Here is a 21,227-nt window from a genome sequence, read left to right as displayed (position 1 = left end):
TCATTAAGTGAGAGGGGCTTGCTTTTTTTATCATTAAATTTTTGTGCTTAAAGTAGAGCTAAGGAGCTAAACCGCGCTTGTCTTCGCAGCAGTCGTAATCATCCACTGGATGCCGAATTTATCTTCCAGCTGTCCGAACAGCGAGCCCCAAAATTCCGGACTCAGCTCTTTTTTCACCGTTCCGCCCTCTGACAGTTTATTGAATGCGTCATGTGCTTCCGCTTCGCCTTCGAATTCCAAGCTTAAATTAATGGCATTTCCATGGGTCAGCGTCTGGTTCACGGCATCGCATAGCATGAAGCTAACACCGGCGGCCTTCATCTCCAAATGAAGAATTCTGTCCTTTACATCCTCTTGCGTATCCGGTAAATCCCCGAATTTCATCATGGAGATTATTTCCCCTCCAAGCGACTGAATATAAAAATCAGCCTGTGCTTTAGCATCCTCTGAGAAAAAATAAGTCGTGAGCTTCGCCATTGTGCAGCTTCCTTCCCATTTATGAAATGTATAGGCTTTTACTCTGTTCAGTATAGCCTATTTTTCGAAAATATCTTTATATTTGTTTGTTTTGGGCGCGATAAATATGAAAATGAGGTAAATAACCAATAAAAACAAGTTAAAAAACAAGTAAAATTTTAAGTTGACTTTAAGTAAAAAACGTAATAATATTTTACTCAGGCAATGCAAGCGGTTTCAGAAAAAGAAAGCTTGCCTCAGGATGAAAGGATGCAAACCGCATCGATTTCGTTCATGCACAAAAATACAGGCACAATATTTCTGAGGGGGAATTACACATGAAGAAATCTTTTAAATCAGCGGCTACTTTGCTTTTGTTGTCAACCGTGCTTGCAGCATGCGGCACCAACAGCGGAACAGGCAACACAGGCAACACTGGTACAGCAGGCAATGCAAGTCCTGCCAGCACGGCTAGCAGTGAAAAAGTGAAATTGACAGCTTGGGCTTGGAATGTAAATGTAGGCGCTCTAAATGAAGCGGTTACTTCTTATCAGAAGGATCACCCGAATGTGGAGCTTGAGGTTCAAGACATTGGTCGCCTTGATGTATATGACAAGTTGTCCACTGGCCTCGCAGCTGGCGGCGCTGGCCTTCCTGATATCGTGCTTGTGGAAGATGACAGGCTGCAAGGATATCTGGACGCTTTCCCTAAAGGCTTCGTGAACCTTTCGGAAAAGGGCTTTGATGAGAAGCTTTCCGAGTTCCCGACGTTCAAGCAAGAGCTGACGAAAAAAGATGGCGCAAGCTATGCCTTCCCTTTTGATGCGGGTCCAACTGGCATATTCTATCGCACGGATCTGTTTGAGAAAGCGGGCGTGGATGCTTCCAAAATTGAAACTTGGGATGACTACCTCGCAGCAGGTAAGCTGATTAAAGAAAAAACAGGTGCACAGCTGTTCCCTGTAGATAAATTCAAAGATGATGCAACGCTTCGTATTATGCTTAATGAGCAAGGCGCCTTCTATTTTGACAAAGACGGCAATATTGACTTCAACAACCCGAAATATGTCAAAGCATTGGAAACCTTAAAGCAATTCGACGATGCTGGCCTGATCAAGGACGTTAACGGCTGGGATGGCACCGTTTCCGCAACGGTTGACGGTTCGATCGCTTCCATTGCTTTTGGCGCATGGTACACAGGTACAATTTCTGATCAAGCGAAGGATTTGAGCGGCAAATGGGGCGTATTCCAAGTTCCAGCCTTTGAAAAAGGCGGCAACCGCGCAGCTAACCTTGGCGGAAGCAGCTGGGCTTTGACTTCCACTAGCAAAAATGTAGATGCAGCTTACAGCTTCATGGAATACTTCTCTTTGACACCTGACGTTCAAAAAGTAGCTATGGAGAAATACGGCTTGTTCCCATCGCTGACTAGCGTTTATAACGAAGATGTTTTCACAACGGGCGTTGAGTTTTTCAGCAACCAAAACATCTGGATGCTGTTCGCGCAAGAAATGAATTCCGTACCAACACCTTACTACACGAAAGATTATTCCGTGGCCCTTGATGAATCGGTAAAAGCACAATCGGACGTATTCAACGGAAAAGCTCCGGCTGATGCTTTGAAAGAAGCGGCGGCACGTCTGAAAGACCGCACAAGCCGCGAAGTGAACGGCGGTTAATTTTTAGCCTCGGCGCTTAGCCGGCTGCATGATCTGGTTTAAATGAAGCATGCAAATGACGAACTAAATAAGCAGTAAATAGCAGTCCGATAAGAGATTCAGTGCTTACGCCTGGATCTCTTATTCTCTTATGCACTTATGTTCTTAGGTCCTTATTCCCTTATTTTGAAAATATAAAAAAACAGGGAAGTTATCCCCTGTTTTTCAACTGCCTACAAAATGAACCGATGGTGGAAAGCCTGCGCGGAGTGAAAAGCTTGTGCTGGAGAAGCGATAGCGTTCGCTTTTACCCTTGAATTTCCCCCTTTAGGAAATGAATTCGGAGAAATTCAAGGGTAATGGCGATCGGAGGCCAAGCTTTTCACGCAGCGCAGACTCTTTATCACCATCGGCTCATAAAATCCAACATAGAAAGAAGGGTGAGTATGAGAACAAAAGCATTTGTTCCGTATTTGTTTCTTACCCCGGCACTCGTGCTATTCGCGATATTTATGGGCTACCCAATCGTTTATTCGCTATTGCTGAGCTTCCAGACCAGCGTAAGCGGAGAACTTGTATTTACTGGTCTCGACAATTACGCTAAGCTGTTCAGCGATAAAATATTTGGCAAAGCGTTGCTAAACACATTTATTATTTTGATCGTTCAAGTGCCGCTCATGCTGTTTACATCCCTGCTGCTTGCGACGCTGCTTAATTCCCTTAAGCGCTTCAAGGCGCTGTTCAGAGTGGCTTTTTTCATGCCGGCAGTAACGTCCCTTATCGCAGCATCAATCATTTTTTCGATCATTCTAATGAATGACGGAATTTTGAACCAACTGCTTGGAGCAGTAGGCATTGATCCGATTCCTTGGCTGTCCCATCCCGTTTGGGCGAAGGTATCGCTCATTATCGCTATGACCTGGAGATGGACGGGCTACAATATGGTTATTTATTTGGCAGGCTTGCAAAACGTATCGGAATCCCTCTATGAAGCAGCAAGCATCGACGGCGCTACCCGCGTACGTCAGTTTTTCAACATTACGATTCCACAGCTGAAGCCGATTATTTTGTTCACGGCCATTTTGTCGACAATCGGTACGCTGCAATTGTTCGAGGAGCCTTATACCCTTACTAAAGGTGGTCCAAGTGATGCGACGATTACAATCGGCATGTATTTGTACCAGACGGGCTTCCGTTATTTCAACTTTGGTTATGCGTCAACGCTTGCTTATGTCATCGTTATTTTGATCGGCATTCTCAGCTACATTCAATTTAAAGTAACGGGGGATGAGTAAATGGTAGCCAAACGCGTACGCGTCTCTATAACAACTCTGATTTTGCTTATTGGCTCCTTTATCTCCTTATTCCCCTTCTATTGGGCGATTATTGGAGGCACGAATGAGAGCGGTAAAATTTTTGCTAAACCTCCTGTTCTCTTGCCTGGAAACCAATTGTTCGAAAATATTCGGAATTTGAACGAATCGATCGGCATTGGTCGGGTTATGTTCAACTCCTTGTTTGTTACGATCGTTTATACCATACTGGCACTTGTCGTCTCCACGATGGCCGGTTATGTATTCGCAAAGTTTAATTTCAAAGGCAAGACGGTCATTTTCGGTATATTTCTGCTTTCGATGATGATTCCTTACCATGCGATTGTCATTCCGGTGTTCAAAATGATGGCGGCCTGGGGCTGGCTGGGCACCTACAAAGCATTGATTTTGCCAAACATTGCCTATCCATTTGCGATTTTTCTGATGCGTCAGAACATGATGGCTGTCCCGAACGCTATGATGGAAGCTGGACGAATTGATGGTGTGAGCGAGTGGGGGCTTTTCACTAAAATCATTTTGCCGTCTTCCAAGCCTGCGCTAGCGGCAACAGCGATTTATTTGTTCATGTACCAGTGGAACAATTTCCTCTGGCCGCTCATTTCTGCAACCTCTGAGGATATGTATACGATGCCTGTCGCGCTATCAAGCCTGTTCGGCTTGTCGCGTATTGATTACGGTCAAGTTATGGCAGGGGTGACGCTCGCGACCTTCCCGATCATTCTCTTCTTCTTAATGCTGCAAAAATACTTCATTCAAGGGATGCTCGGAAGCTCCGTCAAGGAATAGACAGCTAGAGCCTTACTTTCGTTAGGAGGAACTTAATATGTTTGTCGGGGTAGATTATTATCCTGAATATTGGCCTGAGGAGCTGATGGAGTCGGACTTGTCCGGCATTATCAGCTTGGGCGCCAATATGGTGCGTATTGGCGAGTTCGGCTGGCATGGCATGGAGAAGCAGGACGGCGTTTTTGACTTCTCCTTCTACGATAAAGCGCTGGCGCGGATCAAGTCGAAGGGTCTGAAGGTCATGTTTGGCACGCCAACGGCTACCTTTCCGGCTTGGCTCGCGCATAAATATCCGACGATTTTGTCTGAGGATGAAAATGGTCAAGTCCGTGCTTTTGGCGGACGCCGCCAATACTGCTACAACTCAAAGGAATACCGTGCGTATAGCGGACGTATTACGCGCAAGCTGGTGGAGCATTACAGCAGCGAGCCGGACATTGTCGTCTGGCAGGTAGATAATGAATTCGGCCATGAGGGCAGCGATATGTGCTACTGTGCGCAGTGCCATCAGAGCTTCCAGCTTTATTTGGCTGACAAATACGGCGATATTGCTGTGCTTAATGAAACGTACGGCACGATTTTCTGGGGGCAGACGTATAACGATTTTACTGAAATTCCAATGCCCGTCAAAACAATCACGACGCATAATCCTTCCTTGCAGCTCGATTGGGCGCGCTTCCGTTCGGATTCACTCAATCGTTATGCTCAGGAAATGACGGCCATCGTTCACAAGCTTAAGGGAGAGCACCAGCAGGTAACGACAAATGTGTCTGGCGGCTTCTTCGGCAAATGGTTCGATCATGAGGAAAATGTGAAAACGATGGATTTTGTATCGTACGACAATTATCCGGTTTGGGGTGGACTGACAGAGCCGATTACGCCAGCGGCGATTGCTCTCGGGCATGATTTTAACCGCGGGCTAAAGGGACAAAACTTCTGGATCGTCGAGCAGCTGATGGGCATGCAGGGTCACGATGTCATTGGCTATTTGCCGAAGCCTAATCAGGCGAAAATGTGGTCGTTTCAAGCGTTTGCGCATGGCTGCACAAACATGCTGTATTTTTGCTGGCGCGGCATGACGCGCGGTGCCGAGCAGTTCTGTTACGGCATCGTCGATCACGATGGTCGTTATGGCCGTAAATTCGATGAGGCAAAGGCGGTATTCGAGGAAATCGCTCCTTATGCGGATGCACTCCAAGCAGAAATTCAATCGGATGTAGCGGTGCTTTATGACTATGATAATGTGTGGTCGTGGCGCTCGCAAAGGCAAAGCGCAGCGTTTGATTTTACGAATGAGCTGCTTCGCTTGTATACACCCTTCTATAATCGTAATGCCCGAATAGATGTCATTCCGGCAGCGCGGGATTTTAGCAGCTATAAGGTGCTGCTGGTTCCGGCTCTGCAAATCATTGATCAGCAGCTGGGTGAGCGACTTAGCCGTTTTGCGGAGGCAGGCGGTACCGTTATTTTCTCCTTCCGTACAGGACTTAAGGATCGCAATAACAATATTCATTTCGAGCTGCCGCTTCCGGGTTATGTGGCGGATATGTGCGGTGTCGAAATACAGGATTCTGAATCTTTGGCAGAGGGTATCGAGGTGCGTCTGATCGGCAGCGGTGAGTTTGAAGGCTTGCAATCGACAGGAACCGTATGGCGCGATATGGTCATACCGACGACAGCTGAGAGCATGTACAGCTATGATGATCCCTTTTTCCCACAAGCTGCTATTACACGCAATCGTTACGGACAAGGGCTGGTTTATTATATCGGCTGCGGCGTTCATGATGATGTAATGGAGCATATATCCAAAGACATTGTAACTTTACAGGATATCTGGCATATTGAAAGTGAACAGGGCGTGGAAGTTTATTCGCGGGAACAGGGGAACCGCCAGTTGTGGTTCATTATGAATCATACGGCGGAGCCTAAGCTTTTTCGCGGGCATGACCTGAGTCCATATGCTAGTATTGTAATTGATCCCTGTTAGTTAGGTGGCGGTAAAGCCTGATGATGCAGCGGATGTACATTCACTGGATCTTGAGGCAGGAAAGGGTATGATGAAGTGGCTACAATTAAAGATATTGCGCAGCTGGCGAACGTCTCCATTGCGACGGTATCAAGGGTATTGAATTATGACCCCTCGCTATCGGTTGGAGACGATACACGCAAGCGGGTATTCGAAATTGCACAGGAGCTGAATTATAAAACGCTGCGCGAGCGTAATGGCGCAGCAGCGAAAGAAATAACGCGGATCGGCATTGTGAACTGGTATTCCGATCAGGAAGAGATGCTTGATCCTTATTATATGGCAGTACGTCTTGGAGTAGAGCGGGAATGCTTTCAGCGTCAAATGAAGGTCGTCAAGCTGTTCCGTCAGGAACGCTCGTATTATAGCGAATGGGTCGGCGAATTGGACGGCATGATTGCGATTGGACGTTTCGAGAAGGAAGATCTTGATATGTTCCCGGCTTCTATGGACAAAATCGTATTCGTCGATTCTTCGCCAGATGATCAGCGTTTTGATTCTGTCATTATTGATTTGCGCAAATCAGTTACAGAAGTGCTGGATTATCTTGTAGATTTGGGTCATCAGCGAATCGGATACATTGGCGGGCATAATATGGTCAATAATAAGCGGGTACGGGATGAACGTGAAATGACGCTGCGTGACTATTTGATAAGTAAAAATATATTTCATCCCCAATATATATTTACCGGTGAAAATTTGTTTTCGGAGGATGGCTATGTTCAGATGTCCCGTGCAATTGAGAGCGGGGAGCTGCCGTCAGCCTTTTTTATCGAAAATGATTCCATGGCCGTAGGCGCATTGCGGGCGCTGCATGAGGCGGGAATTGAGGTTCCAGGTACGGTGTCACTCGTGGGTTTCAATGATATTCCAATTTCGGAATTTGTCCAGCCGCCGCTGACGACGGTCAAGGTGCATATGGAATATATGGGCGAGACGGCGGTGGAGCTGCTCGCGGAACGTCTGACCACGAAGCGATCCATTCCGAAAAAGGTCGTGATTCCGACGGCTTTGACGATTAGAAATAGCTGCTCGGAAGTGTAATAACAGGATGAACAAGGCTCTTTGCTGCGTGAAAGGTTTGGATTTTCATCGCGCTTCCCCTCTTCAGCCTGTTTACGAGCAGGCCCCGTTATGCTATAATGTGGGCACAAGTTAATATTCGGTCGGAGAAACGGAGACACCGCAGAAACCTTTTGCATCGCGCTAGATGTTGCGCAGCTTAAGGTGTTTGCGGTTTTTTCGTTTTCCTTTTTTAATTGGGATATTGGACAAGAACTAGCTGAAAAGGTGGAGAAGACGATGAGCAAACAGACAGGAACGGCAAAACAGGGTGCTTTTAGCGCATTAAATAGGGAACAGCTTTACCGCAGTTTAGGTGAGGAAACCTTTGATTTGCTCGTTATTGGCGGCGGCATTACAGGAGCAGGCATTGCGCTGGATGCCCAGACGCGCGGCCTCAAGACAGCGCTTGTGGATATGCAGGACTTTGCTGCAGGTACATCGAGCCGTTCGACGAAGCTCGTTCACGGCGGTCTGCGTTATTTGAAGCAGCTGGAAATCGGCGTCGTGGCAGAGGTTGGAAAAGAGCGCGCGATTGTATATGAGAACGGACCGCATGTAACGACGCCAGAGTGGATGCTGCTGCCTTTTTATACAGGCGGAACTTTCGGCAAATTCTCGACCTCACTCGGCCTCCGCGTATATGATTTTCTGGCAGGCGTCAAACGCGGCGAGCGCCGGAAAATGTTCAGCGTAGACGAAACGATGAGCCGAGAGCCGCTGCTGAAGCGCCAAGGTATGAAGGGTGGCGGCTATTATGTGGAATACCGCACCGATGATGCGCGTCTGACGATTGAAGTAATGAAGAAGGCTGTGGACATGGGCGCTCTTTCGATCCCTTATGTAAAGGTTGAATCGTTCATTTATGAGGATGGCAGAGTTGTTGGCGCTAATGTGCGCGATCTGCTGTCTGGAGCCGAGAACAAGGTGCGTGCCGTTAAGGTTGTCAATGCGACAGGTCCATGGGTCGATACGCTGCGCGAACAGGATGGCTCGAAGCAAGGCAAAACGGTGCATTTGACTAAAGGCGTGCATTTGGTATTCGACCAATCGCGTTTCCCGCTGCATCAAGCGGTCTACTTTGATACGCAGGACGGACGCATGGTGTTCGCGATTCCGCGCGATGGCAAAACATATATTGGCACAACCGATACGAACTACAAGGCAGATAAGGCGCTTCCACGTATGACGAGGCAGGATCTGGACTATATTTTGCAGGCGGCAAATTTCATGTTCCCTTCGATCAAGCTGAAAGCCTCCGATGTGGAATCAAGCTGGGCTGGCCTCCGTCCGCTCATTCACCAAGAAGGCAAAGACCCTTCGGAAATTTCCCGAAAGGATGAGGTGTTCGTCGCTGGGTCTGGGCTCATCTCGATTGCAGGCGGCAAGCTGACAGGCTACCGCAAAATGGCAGAAAGCGTCGTGAACACGGTGAGCACGCAGCTCACAGCGGAAGGCCGCAGCGGCATTCGCCCAAGCGGTACGAAAAACCTGCCCCTGTCGGGCGGCGACTTCGGTGGCTCCTCCCATTTCCCGGCCTTCGTTGCCAAGAAAACGGAGGAAGGCATTCATGCTGGGCTCACTCGTGAAGAGGCTGAGCGGCTTGCCCGCCATTTTGGCACCAATGTGGATCAAGTATTTGGCCTTATTCCACAATACAAAGGCCAGCCAACGGCTAGCGGCCAAGAGCTTTCGCTCAGTCTGCGCATTGAGCTGATGTATGCTCTGGAATATGAGCTGACGACGAAGCCGGCGGATTTCTGGATTCGCCGTACAGGCAACCTGTTGTTTGATCGCGCTCGCGTCCTGCAGTGGAAGGAAGCGGTGCATGCTGAGATGGCAGCGCTGTTCGGCTGGACGGAAGAGGCGAGCGCAGCTTATGCTGCTGAGCTGGAGCAGGAGCTGCATTATGCAGTGACGCCAGTGGAGCAGGAATAGGAATAGGAATAGGAACGGGAAATAGCGGTAATATAGCGGCAAAACGGACAACAGCTAGTGTAGGCACAAGCCGCTTCCGCCTACTAAACAAGCCTCCTTTATACACCATTCGTGTATAAAGGAGGCTTGTTTTACCATGTGCTGCTCATCAATGGTAGACGGAGGCTTCTTACAAGATTACATGCTTATTTATTCAAAACACTTTCCTCTAACATCGAATATTTGTCACCATAAATTCGGATAATATGCTCTTCGCCCCAGTTGCAGAGGGCACTGAGAATGCTATCAAGGCTGAGTCCGTAATCGGTCAGCTCATATTCGACCTTAGGCGGGACCTGATTATACGTAATCCGGTTCACGATTCCATCGTCCTCCAGCTCGCGGAGCTGCTGAGTGAGCATTTTTTGCGTAATGCCTGGCATGAGCCGTTTCAGCTCGCTAGTCCGTTTCTTGCCGTGGGTGAGATGGCAGAGGATGACGCATTTCCATTTCCCTCCGATGACCTCAAGCGTTGCTTCTACGGAAATATTGTATTTCTTCTTCGTCATGGGTATTCCTCCTTGCTAATCGGTATATATAGGTCCTTTTTAGTGCCTACAGTACTGAAAAGTATGTACTATTCTTTTGGATAGATATAACCTATCATAGCACTTATCGATCCACTGCGGCTACTCGCGAAGTGAACCGTACCCAATAGATACACGATAGGATAGGAGGCAATACAGTATGACTATTAATCAAAAAAGAAGCACATTGGCACTGTTGGCTCTCGCCGTTAGCGCATTTGCCATTGGTACAACGGAATTTATAAGCGTCGGGCTGCTGCCCCTGATTTCAGAGGACTTGCATGTATCGCTGCCGACAGCGGGGCTGACCGTTTCTCTATATGCACTGGGCGTAACGGTCGGTGCGCCGATACTTACATCCCTAACGTCCAGCTTGTCGCGCAAACGCTGCTCATGTGGATTATGCTTATTTTTATTATCGGCAATAGCTTAGCAGCCGCATCAACTAGCATTGAGGTGCTGTTGATCGCGCGCGTCATATCCGCTTTTTCGCATGATAAAATTGATAAGCTAACGCTCATTTGCTATCATAAATAGGAAGAAAGTGACCAAAATAACAAATCAGTCATTTCGTTAGTTCTCACTATTTTAACGTTTAATAATGGGCAATGAGGGAGAGTGAAGCATGACAACGATCGAGGTAAATACGAAGGATGGCGCGATTAGAGGTCAACAGTTGAACGGAATTTCCGTTTGGAAGGGGATTCCCTATGCCAAGCCGCCAGTAGATGAGCTGCGGTTTGCAGCGCCAGTTCCGCCAGAGCGGTGGGAGGGTGTCAAAGAAGCCTTCCATTTTGGCCCTGAAAATATACAGCCTCGGCAAAATGGGGCAGCAGCGGAGCTTGCCGCAGGTACGCGCCTCGAATCCGAAGACTGCCTCTATTTGAATGTATGGGCTCCGGAAGCAGTTGTTGCTGGAGACGCCGCAGACGCGCCGCTTCCGGTTATGGTATGGATTCACGGCGGCTCTTTTTTGACCGGAGCAGGAAGCTGGCCTCTCTATGATGGATCGGAGCTGGCGAAGCGGGGAAATATAATCGTCGTGACGATTAACTATCGACTGGGGCCGTTTGGGTTTCTGCATCTCGCGCCGCTTGGCGGCTCCTTCGTATCCAATGCAGGGCTTCTCGATCAAATAGCTGCACTGGAATGGGTGAAAAATAATATTGCGGCGTTCGGTGGAGATCCCGCTTCCGTCACTATTTTTGGAGAATCGGCAGGCAGCATGAGTATTGCAGCGCTGCTGGGTATGACGAAGGCGAAAGGCTTGTACAGCCGAGCCATTATGCAAAGCGGAGCCTCGCAAATCATTCCTCAGCAGCAAGCAGATGGTATCCGGGCGGGCCTGCTTCAGCTGCTCGGCATTAGTCCGTCCGAGCTGGACAAGCTTAGAACTGTGCCAGCGGAGCAGATTTTTGCAGCGGGGGAAAAGCTGAAGGAGCAGGCGGGGAACCGGCTGGCGCTGCTGTTTCAACCAGTGCTCGACGAGGCAACGCTCCCGCAGTCGCCGCTTGAGGCGATTCATAAAGGGGCTGCAGCAGACATCCCTCTGCTAATCGGGACGAATTTAGATGAAGGGCATTTGTTCATCAGGCCCGATATGCCTTTTGATGATAACATCGATATGTCTGAAGCGTTAACCTTTATGGCGCCGGATATCAAAAACGTCGCCGCCGCCGCTGCAGCTTATCCGCCAACGACCGACGGACAGGCCCAAATGATGACCGAAGCCTTCTTCTGGCGTTCATCCGTGCAGTTCGCCACCGCTCAAAGCGAGCATGCGCCGGTATGGATGTATCGCTTTGACTGGGTGCTGCCGGAGCATCCGCTGCTCCATAAATCGATTCATGGCATTGAAATCTTTTTTGTGTTCAACACGCTGGAGCATATGCAGAGCATGGGCGTGACGCCTGATGAATCCATGAGGAAGCTCGCTTGGCGCATGCAGGATGCGTGGATTGCTTTTGCCAAACAGGGCACGCCTGAGGCTGAAAATGTTGCGTGGCCTGCATATAGCAAGCAGGAGCGTTCGACGTTCATTTTCAACCATGCTACTCAGGTTATGGCTGATCCTGATGCTCAAAAACGTGAGCTGCTTGAGCTGTAAAGCAACGGCTTCTTTAGAGCAATCCGGCACATTAGCATCTTTAATGGAATGAAATGCTCCATAAAATAAGCGTTGAATCGAAAAACACCAATGAAGAAGGCACAATCGCCTCATTCATTGGTGTTTTGTTGTAGGGGTACACCACACTCTCATTATCCGCTTGGCTGCAAAACCGCTGCCCGATCCTTCCGCTGTTTAAGCAGCAGCAGAAGAGGGAATCCAATCAGCACCGTAATAGCGCCAACCACAAACACATCATTAATGCTCATTGTAAACGACATCAGGCGGATCGTATTTGTGTCGATAGCTCCAGACTGAATAAGTTCGCTGCTGTGAACGGCGGAGCGGCTGGAGATGAGCCCTGTAAACACCGCAATAGCGAACGAACTGAGCACATTGCGAAGCCAGTTGCTAATGGAAGCGGCATGACCGGACCACTCGGGCGGAATTTCTTCCATGGAGGCGGTGCTGCTCGGAACGGAAGCAAAGCCAAGCCCGATATTGCGAATGATCATACCCCATAGCACGAAGCTGTATGCCGTATTCACATGCAGCCAGCTCAGCATAAACAGCCCTGCGAAAATAAAAACGATGCCGATGCTGATCATTTTCACCGCTCCAAGCTTCGGATAGAGCTTTCCAGCTATCGGGCTTAGAAGCGCCAATATGACGGAGGAGGGCAGCAAAATCAGCCCTGTTGCCAGCGGACTTTGGAGCTGCACCTGCTGCAAAAACAGCGGCGTCAAATACGTCCCTGTATACAGCGCGACCGTCACCATGCCATAGATACACAGCATGACCGTAAAGCGGCGGATGCGAAATACGCGTAAATTCAGCAGCGGCTCCTTAGCTGTCAGCTCCCGCCAAACAAAAAGCACCAGCAAGGCGACACCTACAGCCATAAGCAGCAGCGTTTTCCATGAGCTCCAGCCCCATCTGTTGCCTTCACTGAAAGCGACGAGCAGCGCCAGACTGCCGAGAATAACGGTCATGACGCCTGGAATATCGAGCGACTTCGGGATGTTCATTCGATAATAAGGAATCAGCTTTTGGGTCAAAATAATCGCAATCAGCCCGATCGGCACATTGAACAAAAACAGCCAATGCCAGCTTGCCTGCTGCAGCAGCCAGCCGCTGAAAGTCGGCCCAATTGCAGGCGCAACCATTGCGGACAGCGACCATAGGCTCACTGCAAACGCTCGGCGCTCCTTCGGCACGACCTGGAAAATAATCGTCATCGTACAGGACATGATCAGTCCGCTGCATGCCCCTTGCAGCATTCGAAATACGATAAGCGACGTCGTATCCCATGCGGCTGCGCACAAAAACGAAAACAGCGTAAAGCCGACCAGCGCGTATAAATATAATCTTTTATAGCTGAATCGTCCTCCCAAATACCCGACGAGTGGTGAAATAACACCAGTTGCCAGCATAAAGCCCGTCACCATCCACTGCATGGTGGAAAGCTCTGAATGAAAATGCTCCATCAGCAGCGGAAGCGCAATATTAATCGTCGTTGTGCTTAGCACGGAAAGGAACGTTCCGAAGAAAATCGCAATCATAATCGGCCAAAATCGTATCGTAGTCGTCTGCTCCTCCAAAGCAAATGTCCTCCTTTCATTGCTTATATGTCTATTTTTACATATAATAATCTGTGTTATTCATGTTACACCTATGTATTTTATATGTCAATAATGACATATTGGGAGGCCGTTATACGATGCGATTAAACACTTTATCCTACGGATTGCTTGCTTTGCTAAGTGCAAGTCCGCTGACAGGCTATGATTTGGCGCAAAAAATAAAGCCGCTGTGGCAGGCGGGCCACAGCCAAATTTACCCGCTGCTGGCTGCGCTGGAGCAGAACGGTTATATCGCTTTTGAGCGGATCGAGCAGCAGGATAAGCCAGACAAAAAGGAATATTCCATTACCGATAAAGGGTTAGCGGAGCTGGGAAGATGGGTGGATCTGCCTGCGGAAAATCCCGTACTGCGGGATGAGCTGCATTTTAAGCTGTATGGCTTATGGCTGGCAGAGCCGGAAAAGGCGAAGGCGCTCCTTGTTACGCGCGAAGCGTTTTGCAGGAGCGAGCTGGTACGTTACGACGGGCTTATGCGTGCTCTGGAGGAGAAGCGGGTAAGCGGAGAGAATGCGCGCAAGAAAAACGCGCGGCTGCTTGGACGATATTTGCTTCTTAGCAAACGAAAGATGGATACGCGGACGTCCTTAGCTTTTTGCGAATGGGCGATGAAGGAGCTAGAGGCGAGCGAGTGGCTGGAAGGCTGACAAGCAGAATCATACGCAAAGTGGACGCTTAGCCCGTTTTATGAACGGGTTAAGCGTCCTTTGAAATAATAAGCGCGACCCTACGCTGTAAGGGGGAATGAGCTAGGCCGCTTCCTTCTGCAAACCGACCTTCAGTGACGGAGCGATTGAAATAAAGCAAAGGACAGCAGACAGCGCATAAACGACAAACAAGCCGAGGGATGAAGCCAGCAGTCCAGAGGCCGCCGTTCCTAGCAAAATGGACCCTGTAAATAGCGGTGTCATCAGTCCGTTCACTTTGCCGACCATTGTATCTGGAATTCGGGTAATGACGAAGCTGGCCACCGCCGTATTCAAGATTGCCAGCAATAGGCCGTTGCCAAACCGAAATGCCCCGGTCACAAGCGGCCAAATGGAGGAGCCTTCTACTAAAAAGGTAATGCCGAGGAAGGCTAGGGCAAGCGGCAGCAAGTATTTGGCCTTAAGCAGCTTGGGGAACAGACCGGCTATTAGAGAGCCTAGCAGCAAGCCGATTCCGTCTGCAGCTGCGAACCATTGCACATTCTCTTTATTAAGGCCAAGCCGCTCCGTGACGATGAAAATTTCAAGGGGCTGAACGAGCCCAGCCGCCAGGCCGATGAAGGCGAAGGTTAGAAATAACCGCAGCAGTCCTTTCTCTGCGACGATAAAACGATAGCCGGAGGATAAATCATTTTTCAATGAAAATTTCTCCTGCTCCTCGGTACGTGTTTCTTTAGGAAGCATAGCCAGCGCGGCTGCAGAAGCGAGAAACAAGACGGGCAGTGCCAGAAGAGACATTGTGAGTCCAGCCCACTGATAAATCGCCGTTCCAATAATAGGGCCGAGTATGAGGAACAGTGACGACATGCTTTGCGAGAGGCCAATAGCCGCAGGAATCTGATCTTCCGAAATATGCCGCTTGAACACCTTTGCCGACGAAGGCTGCGAAAATTGACTGAGTATTGCCGACACGAATACCGAAGCATAAAGCGCGCCCCACCAGCCGCCAGCGAGCATGAGCAAAATGACGCCGATCGACACAGCGCTGAGAAGATCGCCGGCAATCATTGTGCGCTTCGGATTCCAGCGATCGGCAAGCACACCTCCAATAATCGAGAAGATTAGAATTGGTGCATATTCCAAAATAGACAGCAAGGATACGGCTACCTTATCTCCGTTCGTCTTTTCCATGACAAAAAAGAGAAGAGCCATATTGCGGATCCAAATCGCGAGCTGCTGAATAACATCCGAAAAAAGAATAATGCGAAAAATTCGGTTTTGATAGAGCATCCTATTCATCTCCCTTTGCAGACCGACCAACCGGTCTAATTAAAATCCAAAAAAATGCGCCAGTATTTCCTTACTTAGCGCGTATTCCGTTTAATAGCAGACTAGCTGCTTGACGGAATAATTTTGATATCCGTTCGGGCTGCTGCTCAGAGTCTATCGTAAAGTAGACTTTTCCGAGGCCCTCCATCATGCTGCTGACGATAAGCACAAGCTCCTCTTCATCACCGGAGACAAAGATCCCGCTTGCCTGCCCTTCACGAATAAGGTCGCGGCATGCCTGCGAAGCATTGTTCATAATAAGCAGCAGACGATCTAATACATCCTGAGTGATCACCTGGCTGCGCGAAAATTCTTCCATGGCTTTCATGAGCGGGTTTTGAAAGTCATGAGCGTAATGCTCTGCAAGTGCATAAAGCTGTTCCTCAACAGTAGCCAGCCTCTCTCGTTTACGATCCCATGCCAAACGCCACTGCTCACTATCCTCCTCAACCACCTCAAGGAAAAGCTGCTCCTTGCTCGGAAAATGGTGATAGAGACTTCCTTTGCTGACTTTAGCGTTATCACATACTTCATTCATGGATACGGCTCCATAGCCCTTATGCAGAAACAATTGCTTGGCTGCACGGGCGATGCGGCGCTTGGTTTCTTCGCCATCTGATCGTCCTTTGACCATTTGCTTTACCTCCTGCTAGACCGACTGATCGGTCTAATTATAGCGGATTAAAAGTTTACTTGCAATATTTCCAGCCGTTGTTTTGAAAAATATCCATTTCTATGCTAGTCTTAAAAGAAAATAGTCGGAGGCAAAGCATGGCAAAAGCACACAAGAAACTTTCAAAGCTTGAAATTTTGAAAAGAGCGATGTTTATTACAATCGGAGCCGTCCTCATGGGCGTCGCGCTGGAGCTGTTCCTCGTCCCCAATAGCGTCATCGACGGAGGAATTACCGGTATTTCGATTATGGTCTCTCACCTGACAGATAAGCCTCTGGGTATTTTTATTTTCCTCTTAAACCTGCCTTTCCTGTTCATCGGTTTCAAGCAAATTGGCAAGACGTTTGCAATATCTACCTTATACGGTATCGTGGTCATGTCCGTAACGACGCAGCTGCTGCATCACGTGGACGCTTTTACAGAGGATAAGCTGCTTGCTGTATTGTTCGGCGGCATTATTCTCGGGGCTGGTATTGGTCTCGCTATCCGTTTCGGCGGATCGCTGGATGGCACGGAAATTTTGGCGATTTTAGCCTCGAAGAAATTTTCCATGCCGGTCGGACAGTTTATTATGATCGTCAATGTGTTCATTTTTATTTTGGCGGGCTTCGTCTTCCAATGGGATTCCGCAATGTATTCGATGTTCACGTATTATATAGCGACGAAAGTAATGGATATTGTAGTAGAGGGTCTCGACGAGTCCAAATCCGTCACCATTATTTCCGCCGAATACGAGGAAATTTCTGAAGCGGTTATGAGCCGCTTGGGCAGAAGCACAACGTATATTCAGGCAAGAGGCGGCTACTCTAGAGAAGAAACACAAATGATCTACTGTGTAGTCAACCGTCTGGAAGTGGCAAAGCTTAAATCAATCGTTCATGACATTGATCCCCGTGCATTCGTGGCCATTGAGCATGTATCTGATGTGAGCGGCGGCAACTTTAGCAAGAAAGAAATTCATTAACTTACTAACACATAAATGTACAATCTTATATGATCTTATTTCTCCCCAAGTCAGCAGTTCTGGACGCGTATTTCTCGTCTGGAGCTGCTGCTTTTTTTTGATCCTTTATATACGACTTTACATACCCTATGGGGGTATGTTAATATGAAAATAAGCTTATGATATACCCCCTGGAGGTATTTGAATGGACAAAGAAACGAAATCCGCTTGTTTGCATCAGCATATAGACTCAGGCGGTGCAGGCGACGGCCAGTCCATGGAGCGCTTGAGCCATCATTCCGATGAAATGAAAGCGAATTTGATCAGGCGTCTGAACAAGGTGGAAGGCCAGATCCGCGGCGTGAAGGCGATGATTGAGAAGGATACGTATTGCGATGATGTGCTTACTCAGATAGCGGCTGCGCAATCGGCATTAAACGGGGTAGGCAAGCTGCTGCTGGAAGGCCATATGAAGAGCTGCATTGTGGAACGTATTCAGGCAGGTGAGCATGAAGTTATCGACGAGCTGTTGATTACCGTTAAGAAATTATTGAAATAATAAAACATCACTCAAGGAGGCAATAAAGATGGAAAACGTAACACTTAAAGTAGAAGGCATGTCCTGCGGGCACTGCGTGAGCACAGTAGAGAAGGCTGTAAATGAAGCGGGGGCAAGCGGCAAAGTCGATTTAGCAGCTGGACAAGTAGCTGTGGAGTTTGATACAGCGAAAGTATCGCTGGCTTCCATTAAAGAAGCGATTGAAAATACCGGATTCGACGTCGTATAACAAGGGCATAAGCTAAGCTTTCACAGCCCTCTTTTTCCGAAGCGAACATAGCAAGATGGCTTTGGAGAAGGAGCGGCTTTTTGTGTTTTTAAAAATAGGGGCAGGGAGCTGGGCAAAGGAAGATGGCAAAAAGAAAAGCAGCGCTCTATATGACGATGATCGCTCTTGCAGGCATGCTGGCAGGATGCGGAGAAAAATCTGCTAACACAAGCGATACAAGCGCAAGCGAACATGAGGGTCATCAGCAGACGAGCCCGGCAGCTGCGCCGGAGGCTTCGAATTCAGGTGACGCGCATAGTGGACATACAGCAGGGGAGGAGAAGGCGGAGAGTGATAACGGTCATGGCGGGCATGGCGACATGGACGGTATGGAGCATGAGCAGGCAATCGCCCAGGTAAAGTGGAGCTTCCAAAGTGGGCAGCCGGCACCCGGCTCGGAAACCGTTATTGAGCTTAAGGTCACCGATGCTGCGGATGCGCCCATCGAGAAGTTTGACTTGAATCATGAGAAGCTCATGCATTTGATTGCGGTAAGCAGTGACCTCAGCTATTTTTCGCATATACACCCGATTTATGAAAGTGGCGGCAAGTTTACAGGAAAGGAAACGTTCCCGGCGGCGGGTTCATACAAGCTGTTTGCCGATTTTATACCAACGGGAGCTTCGCAGCAGACGGTGAGTACAGAGATGGAAGCATCGGGACAAGCTGCTGCTAAAGTCGAGATGAAGGCAGACGATGAGCTTGTGCAAACGATTGAGGGCCAGAAGGTGAAGCTTGCGCTGTCTACGACGAAAGCGGGAGAGGAAGCTAAGCTCACGTACACCTTTGAGGATGCGGAGTCAGGTGAGCCCGTTAAAGATTTAGAGCCTTATCTGGGCGCGGTTGGCCATGTCGTCATTATTAGCAGCGATTTGGAAAAATATTTGCATGTGCATCCACTGGATGAGGCATCAGCTGGTCCGGAAGCTGTTTTTGCCACCGAGTTCCCAGAGCCGGGCTTATATAAAATATGGGGGCAATTTCAGCGCGGCGGGAAGACGTTTATCGTCCCCTTCGTCGTGAACATTCAAGCTTAGACCAAACTTAGAAGCAAGAGGAGGAGAGGCGGTTGCTTCCTTTCATACAGCTGCTGCAGCACCGAACGGCTAGACCGTTGGTCCGCTTCGCCCACCTGTGCGTCAGCACGATAGCGGCAGCGCCAACAACCATTTACGAGCATGCGTTTATTTTTGTGCTGAAGGGGAGCGGTATTGTTTCTTCTGAAGGCAAGCAAGCGGCATATAAGGAGGGCTCGGTTATTATGATTCCACCGGGCGTTGCCTACAGCTTAACGCAGGGGCACGAGGAGGAAGAATATGAGGATGAACTGCATATCGCGATTCATTTCGATTGGGAGCCTCAGGTACAGGCGCATGGAGAATTATTAAATATAGCGGATAACAATCAGGCATCCGGTGCGGAGGCGGAAGAACCACATCCAGCGCCGAATTCCATTTGGCTGCCGCATGTGGCGGTCCTTGAATCGGCATCAGACGAGCTGTTTGCTTGTGCAGGCTGGACGCTGCGTGCCTACGAACAGGGCGGTGTCTATCAGCGGCTGCGTACCGACGCGGAAATGCTGAACTTAATTGTGCAGTTGGTCGAAAATATAACGGTTGGCGCCAAGGCGATTCAAACGCTGCAACCCTATGAAAACGGGCAAGTTGCTGCTGTAAATGGCCCAGCCGATCTGGTAAATTAGCTGCTTGTACGGCTACAAGGATGCTAAATATTGCAGAACGAACAGCTGTATAACAGAGTGCTGCCCTAGAGTCATCTTGCGAGATGGCTCTAGGGCAGCTGCATTTTGTCAGCTAAGAAAAGCAGGGGCAGGCAAGAGCTCACACCTCCTGCTTCGCACAAGCAGGAGCGCCGCTCAGCCATTGCCCTGCAAACGGCTCAGCTATGCCGCTTTTAACCTCGTATACCATGTTCCCTCTGCTCCAGGTAGCCATGACGCGACAGCCAAATTTTCTGCCGATATAAGGATTATGCTTATGACGGTGATAAAGATGCTGCTCTTCAAGGGTATACGGAGCATCAAGCTGAACCATAACAAGGTCCGCATCTGCTCCAATTCGTATCTCGCCCTTCGTATCACTGAGGCCAAACCGTGAGGCGGGAGCGAACGAAAGCATGCGACTCAGCACGGGGAGTGGAACCCCCCTCTTTGTATAGCCTTCGTCAATCATCAGCTCCAACGAATTTTGCGCACCAGCTATGCCTCCCCACGCCGTAAAATAGTTATCCGATTGCTTCAATTCGCTCGGGCAGGGAGAATGGTCGGAGGCAATCATATCGATGTGTCCAGCAGCAAGCATTGCCCAAAGCTGTTCCTGCTCGGATTGGCTCCGTAGTGGAGGGGCGCATTTGGCTGCGGGGCCAATCAGTTCCAAATCATGGTCTGTGAGCACCAAGTAGTGAGGGCAAGTTTCCAGGGTCACATTGACCCCGCGCTGCTTGGCATCAGCTATCGTCTGGACAGCAACCGCACTGCTTATATGGACAAAATGCAGGGCACATCCCGTCTGCTCCGCGAACAGCAGAGCCCGATTAACCGCCTCAAGCTCAGCGCGCACCGGACGCGAAGCCGTATAATCTGCCGCAGAAATGGCGCCCTCAGCCAGCTTTTCTTTCGTCAAGGCAGCTACGATGGGCTCGCTCTCTGCATGAAGCGCTAGTATATGTCCAAGCTCTGCGATAATCTTCATCCCTGCCAGCAGCGTCGCATCATCCACCTCGCGGAAGGCATCCTCGGATGGATCGCCGGGGGAAGACATAAACGCCTTGAAGCCGATAACTCCAGCCTCATCGAGCGCTCGCAAGTCATCGAGATGCCCCGGCACAAGTCCGCCCCATAAAGCATAATCCACAACAGATTTTCCTTGCGCAGCAGCCAGCTTTTGCTCTAATGCAGCAACGGTAACGGTAGGAGGAATGCCGTTTAGAGGCATATCGATATAAGTGGTGCAGCCGCCTGCTGCAAGAGCCGCGGAGCCGCTGGCGAAGCCTTCCCAAGCTCCAAGTCCCGGCTCGTTCAAATGAACATGGGCGTCTATCATTCCGGGCATTACAATCATGCCAGATGCCGAAATCGTTTTTTTAGCGGGAGTCGTCAGTCCCTTGGCAAGCTGTACAATTCGCCCATTACTGATCCCAATATCCATTTGGCGTATGTCATTGCTCAGGACAACTGAGCCATCCCGGATGATTAAATCCAATGGTTCCTTCATA

General features: G+C 49.2%; 19 protein-coding genes and 1 pseudogene. 14 read left to right on the top strand and 6 right to left on the bottom strand.

Annotated features, from left to right (window positions below; genetic code table 11):
* Window positions 1–66 precede the first annotated feature (66 nt).
* Entirely contained in the window at window positions 67–477 is a 411-nt protein-coding gene (locus MHB80_RS25090; RefSeq protein WP_341279514.1) for a VOC family protein, read from the bottom strand.
* Between the two features lie 317 nt (window positions 478–794).
* Between MHB80_RS25090 and MHB80_RS25085 the strand changes: the two genes are divergently transcribed.
* The 6 genes from MHB80_RS25085 to MHB80_RS25060 all read left to right on the top strand — a co-directional run bounded on the left by MHB80_RS25085 (window position 795) and on the right by MHB80_RS25060 (window position 9,260).
* Entirely contained in the window at window positions 795–2,135 is a 1,341-nt protein-coding gene (locus MHB80_RS25085; RefSeq protein WP_341279513.1) for a sugar ABC transporter substrate-binding protein, read from the top strand.
* A gap of 425 nt (window positions 2,136–2,560) precedes the next feature.
* The gene (locus MHB80_RS25080) at window positions 2,561–3,409 is read left to right on the top strand and encodes a sugar ABC transporter permease (protein WP_341279512.1); all 849 of its coding nucleotides are present in this window, start codon (window positions 2,561–2,563) and stop codon (window positions 3,407–3,409) included.
* On the top strand, window positions 3,410–4,234 hold the full coding sequence (locus tag MHB80_RS25075) for a carbohydrate ABC transporter permease (RefSeq protein WP_338553064.1): 825 nt from the start codon (window positions 3,410–3,412) through the stop codon (window positions 4,232–4,234).
* Between the two features lie 37 nt (window positions 4,235–4,271).
* Window positions 4,272–6,221 carry a beta-galactosidase gene (locus tag MHB80_RS25070; protein WP_341279511.1) on the top strand — a complete coding sequence of 650 codons (1,950 nt, stop codon included), beginning with the start codon at window positions 4,272–4,274 and terminating at the stop codon, window positions 6,219–6,221.
* A gap of 75 nt (window positions 6,222–6,296) precedes the next feature.
* Entirely contained in the window at window positions 6,297–7,304 is a 1,008-nt protein-coding gene (locus tag MHB80_RS25065; protein ID WP_341279510.1) for a LacI family DNA-binding transcriptional regulator, read from the top strand.
* 258 nt (window positions 7,305–7,562) lie between these two features.
* Window positions 7,563–9,260 (top strand): glycerol-3-phosphate dehydrogenase/oxidase, encoded by a 1,698-nt coding sequence (locus MHB80_RS25060; protein ID WP_341279509.1) that lies wholly within the window; start codon window positions 7,563–7,565, stop codon window positions 9,258–9,260.
* Window positions 9,261–9,445: 185 nt separating this feature from the next.
* Here MHB80_RS25060 and MHB80_RS25055 read toward each other — a convergent pair whose 3' ends face one another.
* The gene (locus MHB80_RS25055; RefSeq protein ID WP_341279508.1) at window positions 9,446–9,808 is read right to left on the bottom strand and encodes a helix-turn-helix domain-containing protein; all 363 of its coding nucleotides are present in this window, start codon (window positions 9,806–9,808) and stop codon (window positions 9,446–9,448) included.
* 178 nt (window positions 9,809–9,986) lie between these two features.
* Between MHB80_RS25055 and MHB80_RS25050 the strand changes: the two are divergent.
* Window positions 9,987–10,321, top strand: a pseudogene (locus tag MHB80_RS25050) (MFS transporter); the annotation flags it as partial.
* A 130-nt stretch (window positions 10,322–10,451) separates the two neighbouring features.
* On the top strand, window positions 10,452–11,933 hold the full coding sequence (locus tag MHB80_RS25045) for a carboxylesterase/lipase family protein (RefSeq protein WP_341279507.1): 1,482 nt from the start codon (window positions 10,452–10,454) through the stop codon (window positions 11,931–11,933).
* A 152-nt stretch (window positions 11,934–12,085) separates the two neighbouring features.
* Here the strand turns inward: MHB80_RS25045 and MHB80_RS25040 are convergent, their stop codons facing one another.
* A complete protein-coding gene (locus MHB80_RS25040; RefSeq protein WP_341279506.1) occupies window positions 12,086–13,534 on the bottom strand; it encodes a DHA2 family efflux MFS transporter permease subunit in 1,449 nt (482 codons plus the stop codon).
* Between the two features lie 119 nt (window positions 13,535–13,653).
* Between MHB80_RS25040 and MHB80_RS25035 the strand changes: the two genes are divergently transcribed.
* Window positions 13,654–14,220, top strand: a complete 567-nt coding sequence (locus tag MHB80_RS25035; RefSeq protein ID WP_341279505.1) for a PadR family transcriptional regulator — start codon at window positions 13,654–13,656, stop codon at window positions 14,218–14,220.
* 102 nt (window positions 14,221–14,322) lie between these two features.
* Here the strand turns inward: MHB80_RS25035 and MHB80_RS25030 are convergent, their stop codons facing one another.
* Together MHB80_RS25030 and MHB80_RS25025 are read right to left on the bottom strand one after the other, a co-directional pair.
* On the bottom strand, window positions 14,323–15,510 hold the full coding sequence (locus tag MHB80_RS25030) for an MFS transporter (RefSeq protein WP_341279504.1): 1,188 nt from the start codon (window positions 15,508–15,510) through the stop codon (window positions 14,323–14,325).
* 70 nt (window positions 15,511–15,580) lie between these two features.
* Entirely contained in the window at window positions 15,581–16,183 is a 603-nt protein-coding gene (locus MHB80_RS25025) for a TetR/AcrR family transcriptional regulator (RefSeq protein ID WP_341279503.1), read from the bottom strand.
* Window positions 16,184–16,320: 137 nt separating this feature from the next.
* On the opposite strand from MHB80_RS25025, the gene MHB80_RS25020 reads away from it, so the two are divergent.
* The 5 genes from MHB80_RS25020 to MHB80_RS25000 all read left to right on the top strand — a co-directional run bounded on the left by MHB80_RS25020 (window position 16,321) and on the right by MHB80_RS25000 (window position 19,695).
* The gene (locus tag MHB80_RS25020) at window positions 16,321–17,187 is read left to right on the top strand and encodes a YitT family protein (protein WP_341279502.1); all 867 of its coding nucleotides are present in this window, start codon (window positions 16,321–16,323) and stop codon (window positions 17,185–17,187) included.
* Window positions 17,188–17,443: 256 nt separating this feature from the next.
* A complete protein-coding gene (locus tag MHB80_RS25015) occupies window positions 17,444–17,725 on the top strand; it encodes a metal-sensitive transcriptional regulator (protein ID WP_341283071.1) in 282 nt (93 codons plus the stop codon).
* A gap of 28 nt (window positions 17,726–17,753) precedes the next feature.
* Window positions 17,754–17,954, top strand: coding sequence for a copper ion binding protein (locus tag MHB80_RS25010; protein ID WP_341279501.1), 201 nt, complete (start codon window positions 17,754–17,756; stop codon window positions 17,952–17,954).
* 122 nt (window positions 17,955–18,076) lie between these two features.
* Window positions 18,077–19,030, top strand: coding sequence for a hypothetical protein (locus MHB80_RS25005; RefSeq protein ID WP_341279500.1), 954 nt, complete (start codon window positions 18,077–18,079; stop codon window positions 19,028–19,030).
* A 32-nt stretch (window positions 19,031–19,062) separates the two neighbouring features.
* The gene (locus MHB80_RS25000; protein ID WP_341279499.1) at window positions 19,063–19,695 is read left to right on the top strand and encodes a hypothetical protein; all 633 of its coding nucleotides are present in this window, start codon (window positions 19,063–19,065) and stop codon (window positions 19,693–19,695) included.
* Between the two features lie 139 nt (window positions 19,696–19,834).
* Here MHB80_RS25000 and MHB80_RS24995 read toward each other — a convergent pair whose 3' ends face one another.
* On the bottom strand, window positions 19,835–21,226 hold the full coding sequence (locus MHB80_RS24995; protein ID WP_341279498.1) for an allantoinase: 1,392 nt from the start codon (window positions 21,224–21,226) through the stop codon (window positions 19,835–19,837).
* Between the last annotated feature and the right edge of the window lies 1 nt (window position 21,227).

It is taken from the genome of Paenibacillus sp. FSL H8-0537, from assembly GCF_038051995.1.
Taxonomy (GTDB): Bacteria; Bacillota; Bacilli; order Paenibacillales; family Paenibacillaceae; genus Pristimantibacillus.
Note: the sequence above shows the minus strand (reverse complement) of the source record. Positions and strands in the feature narration are given on the sequence as shown.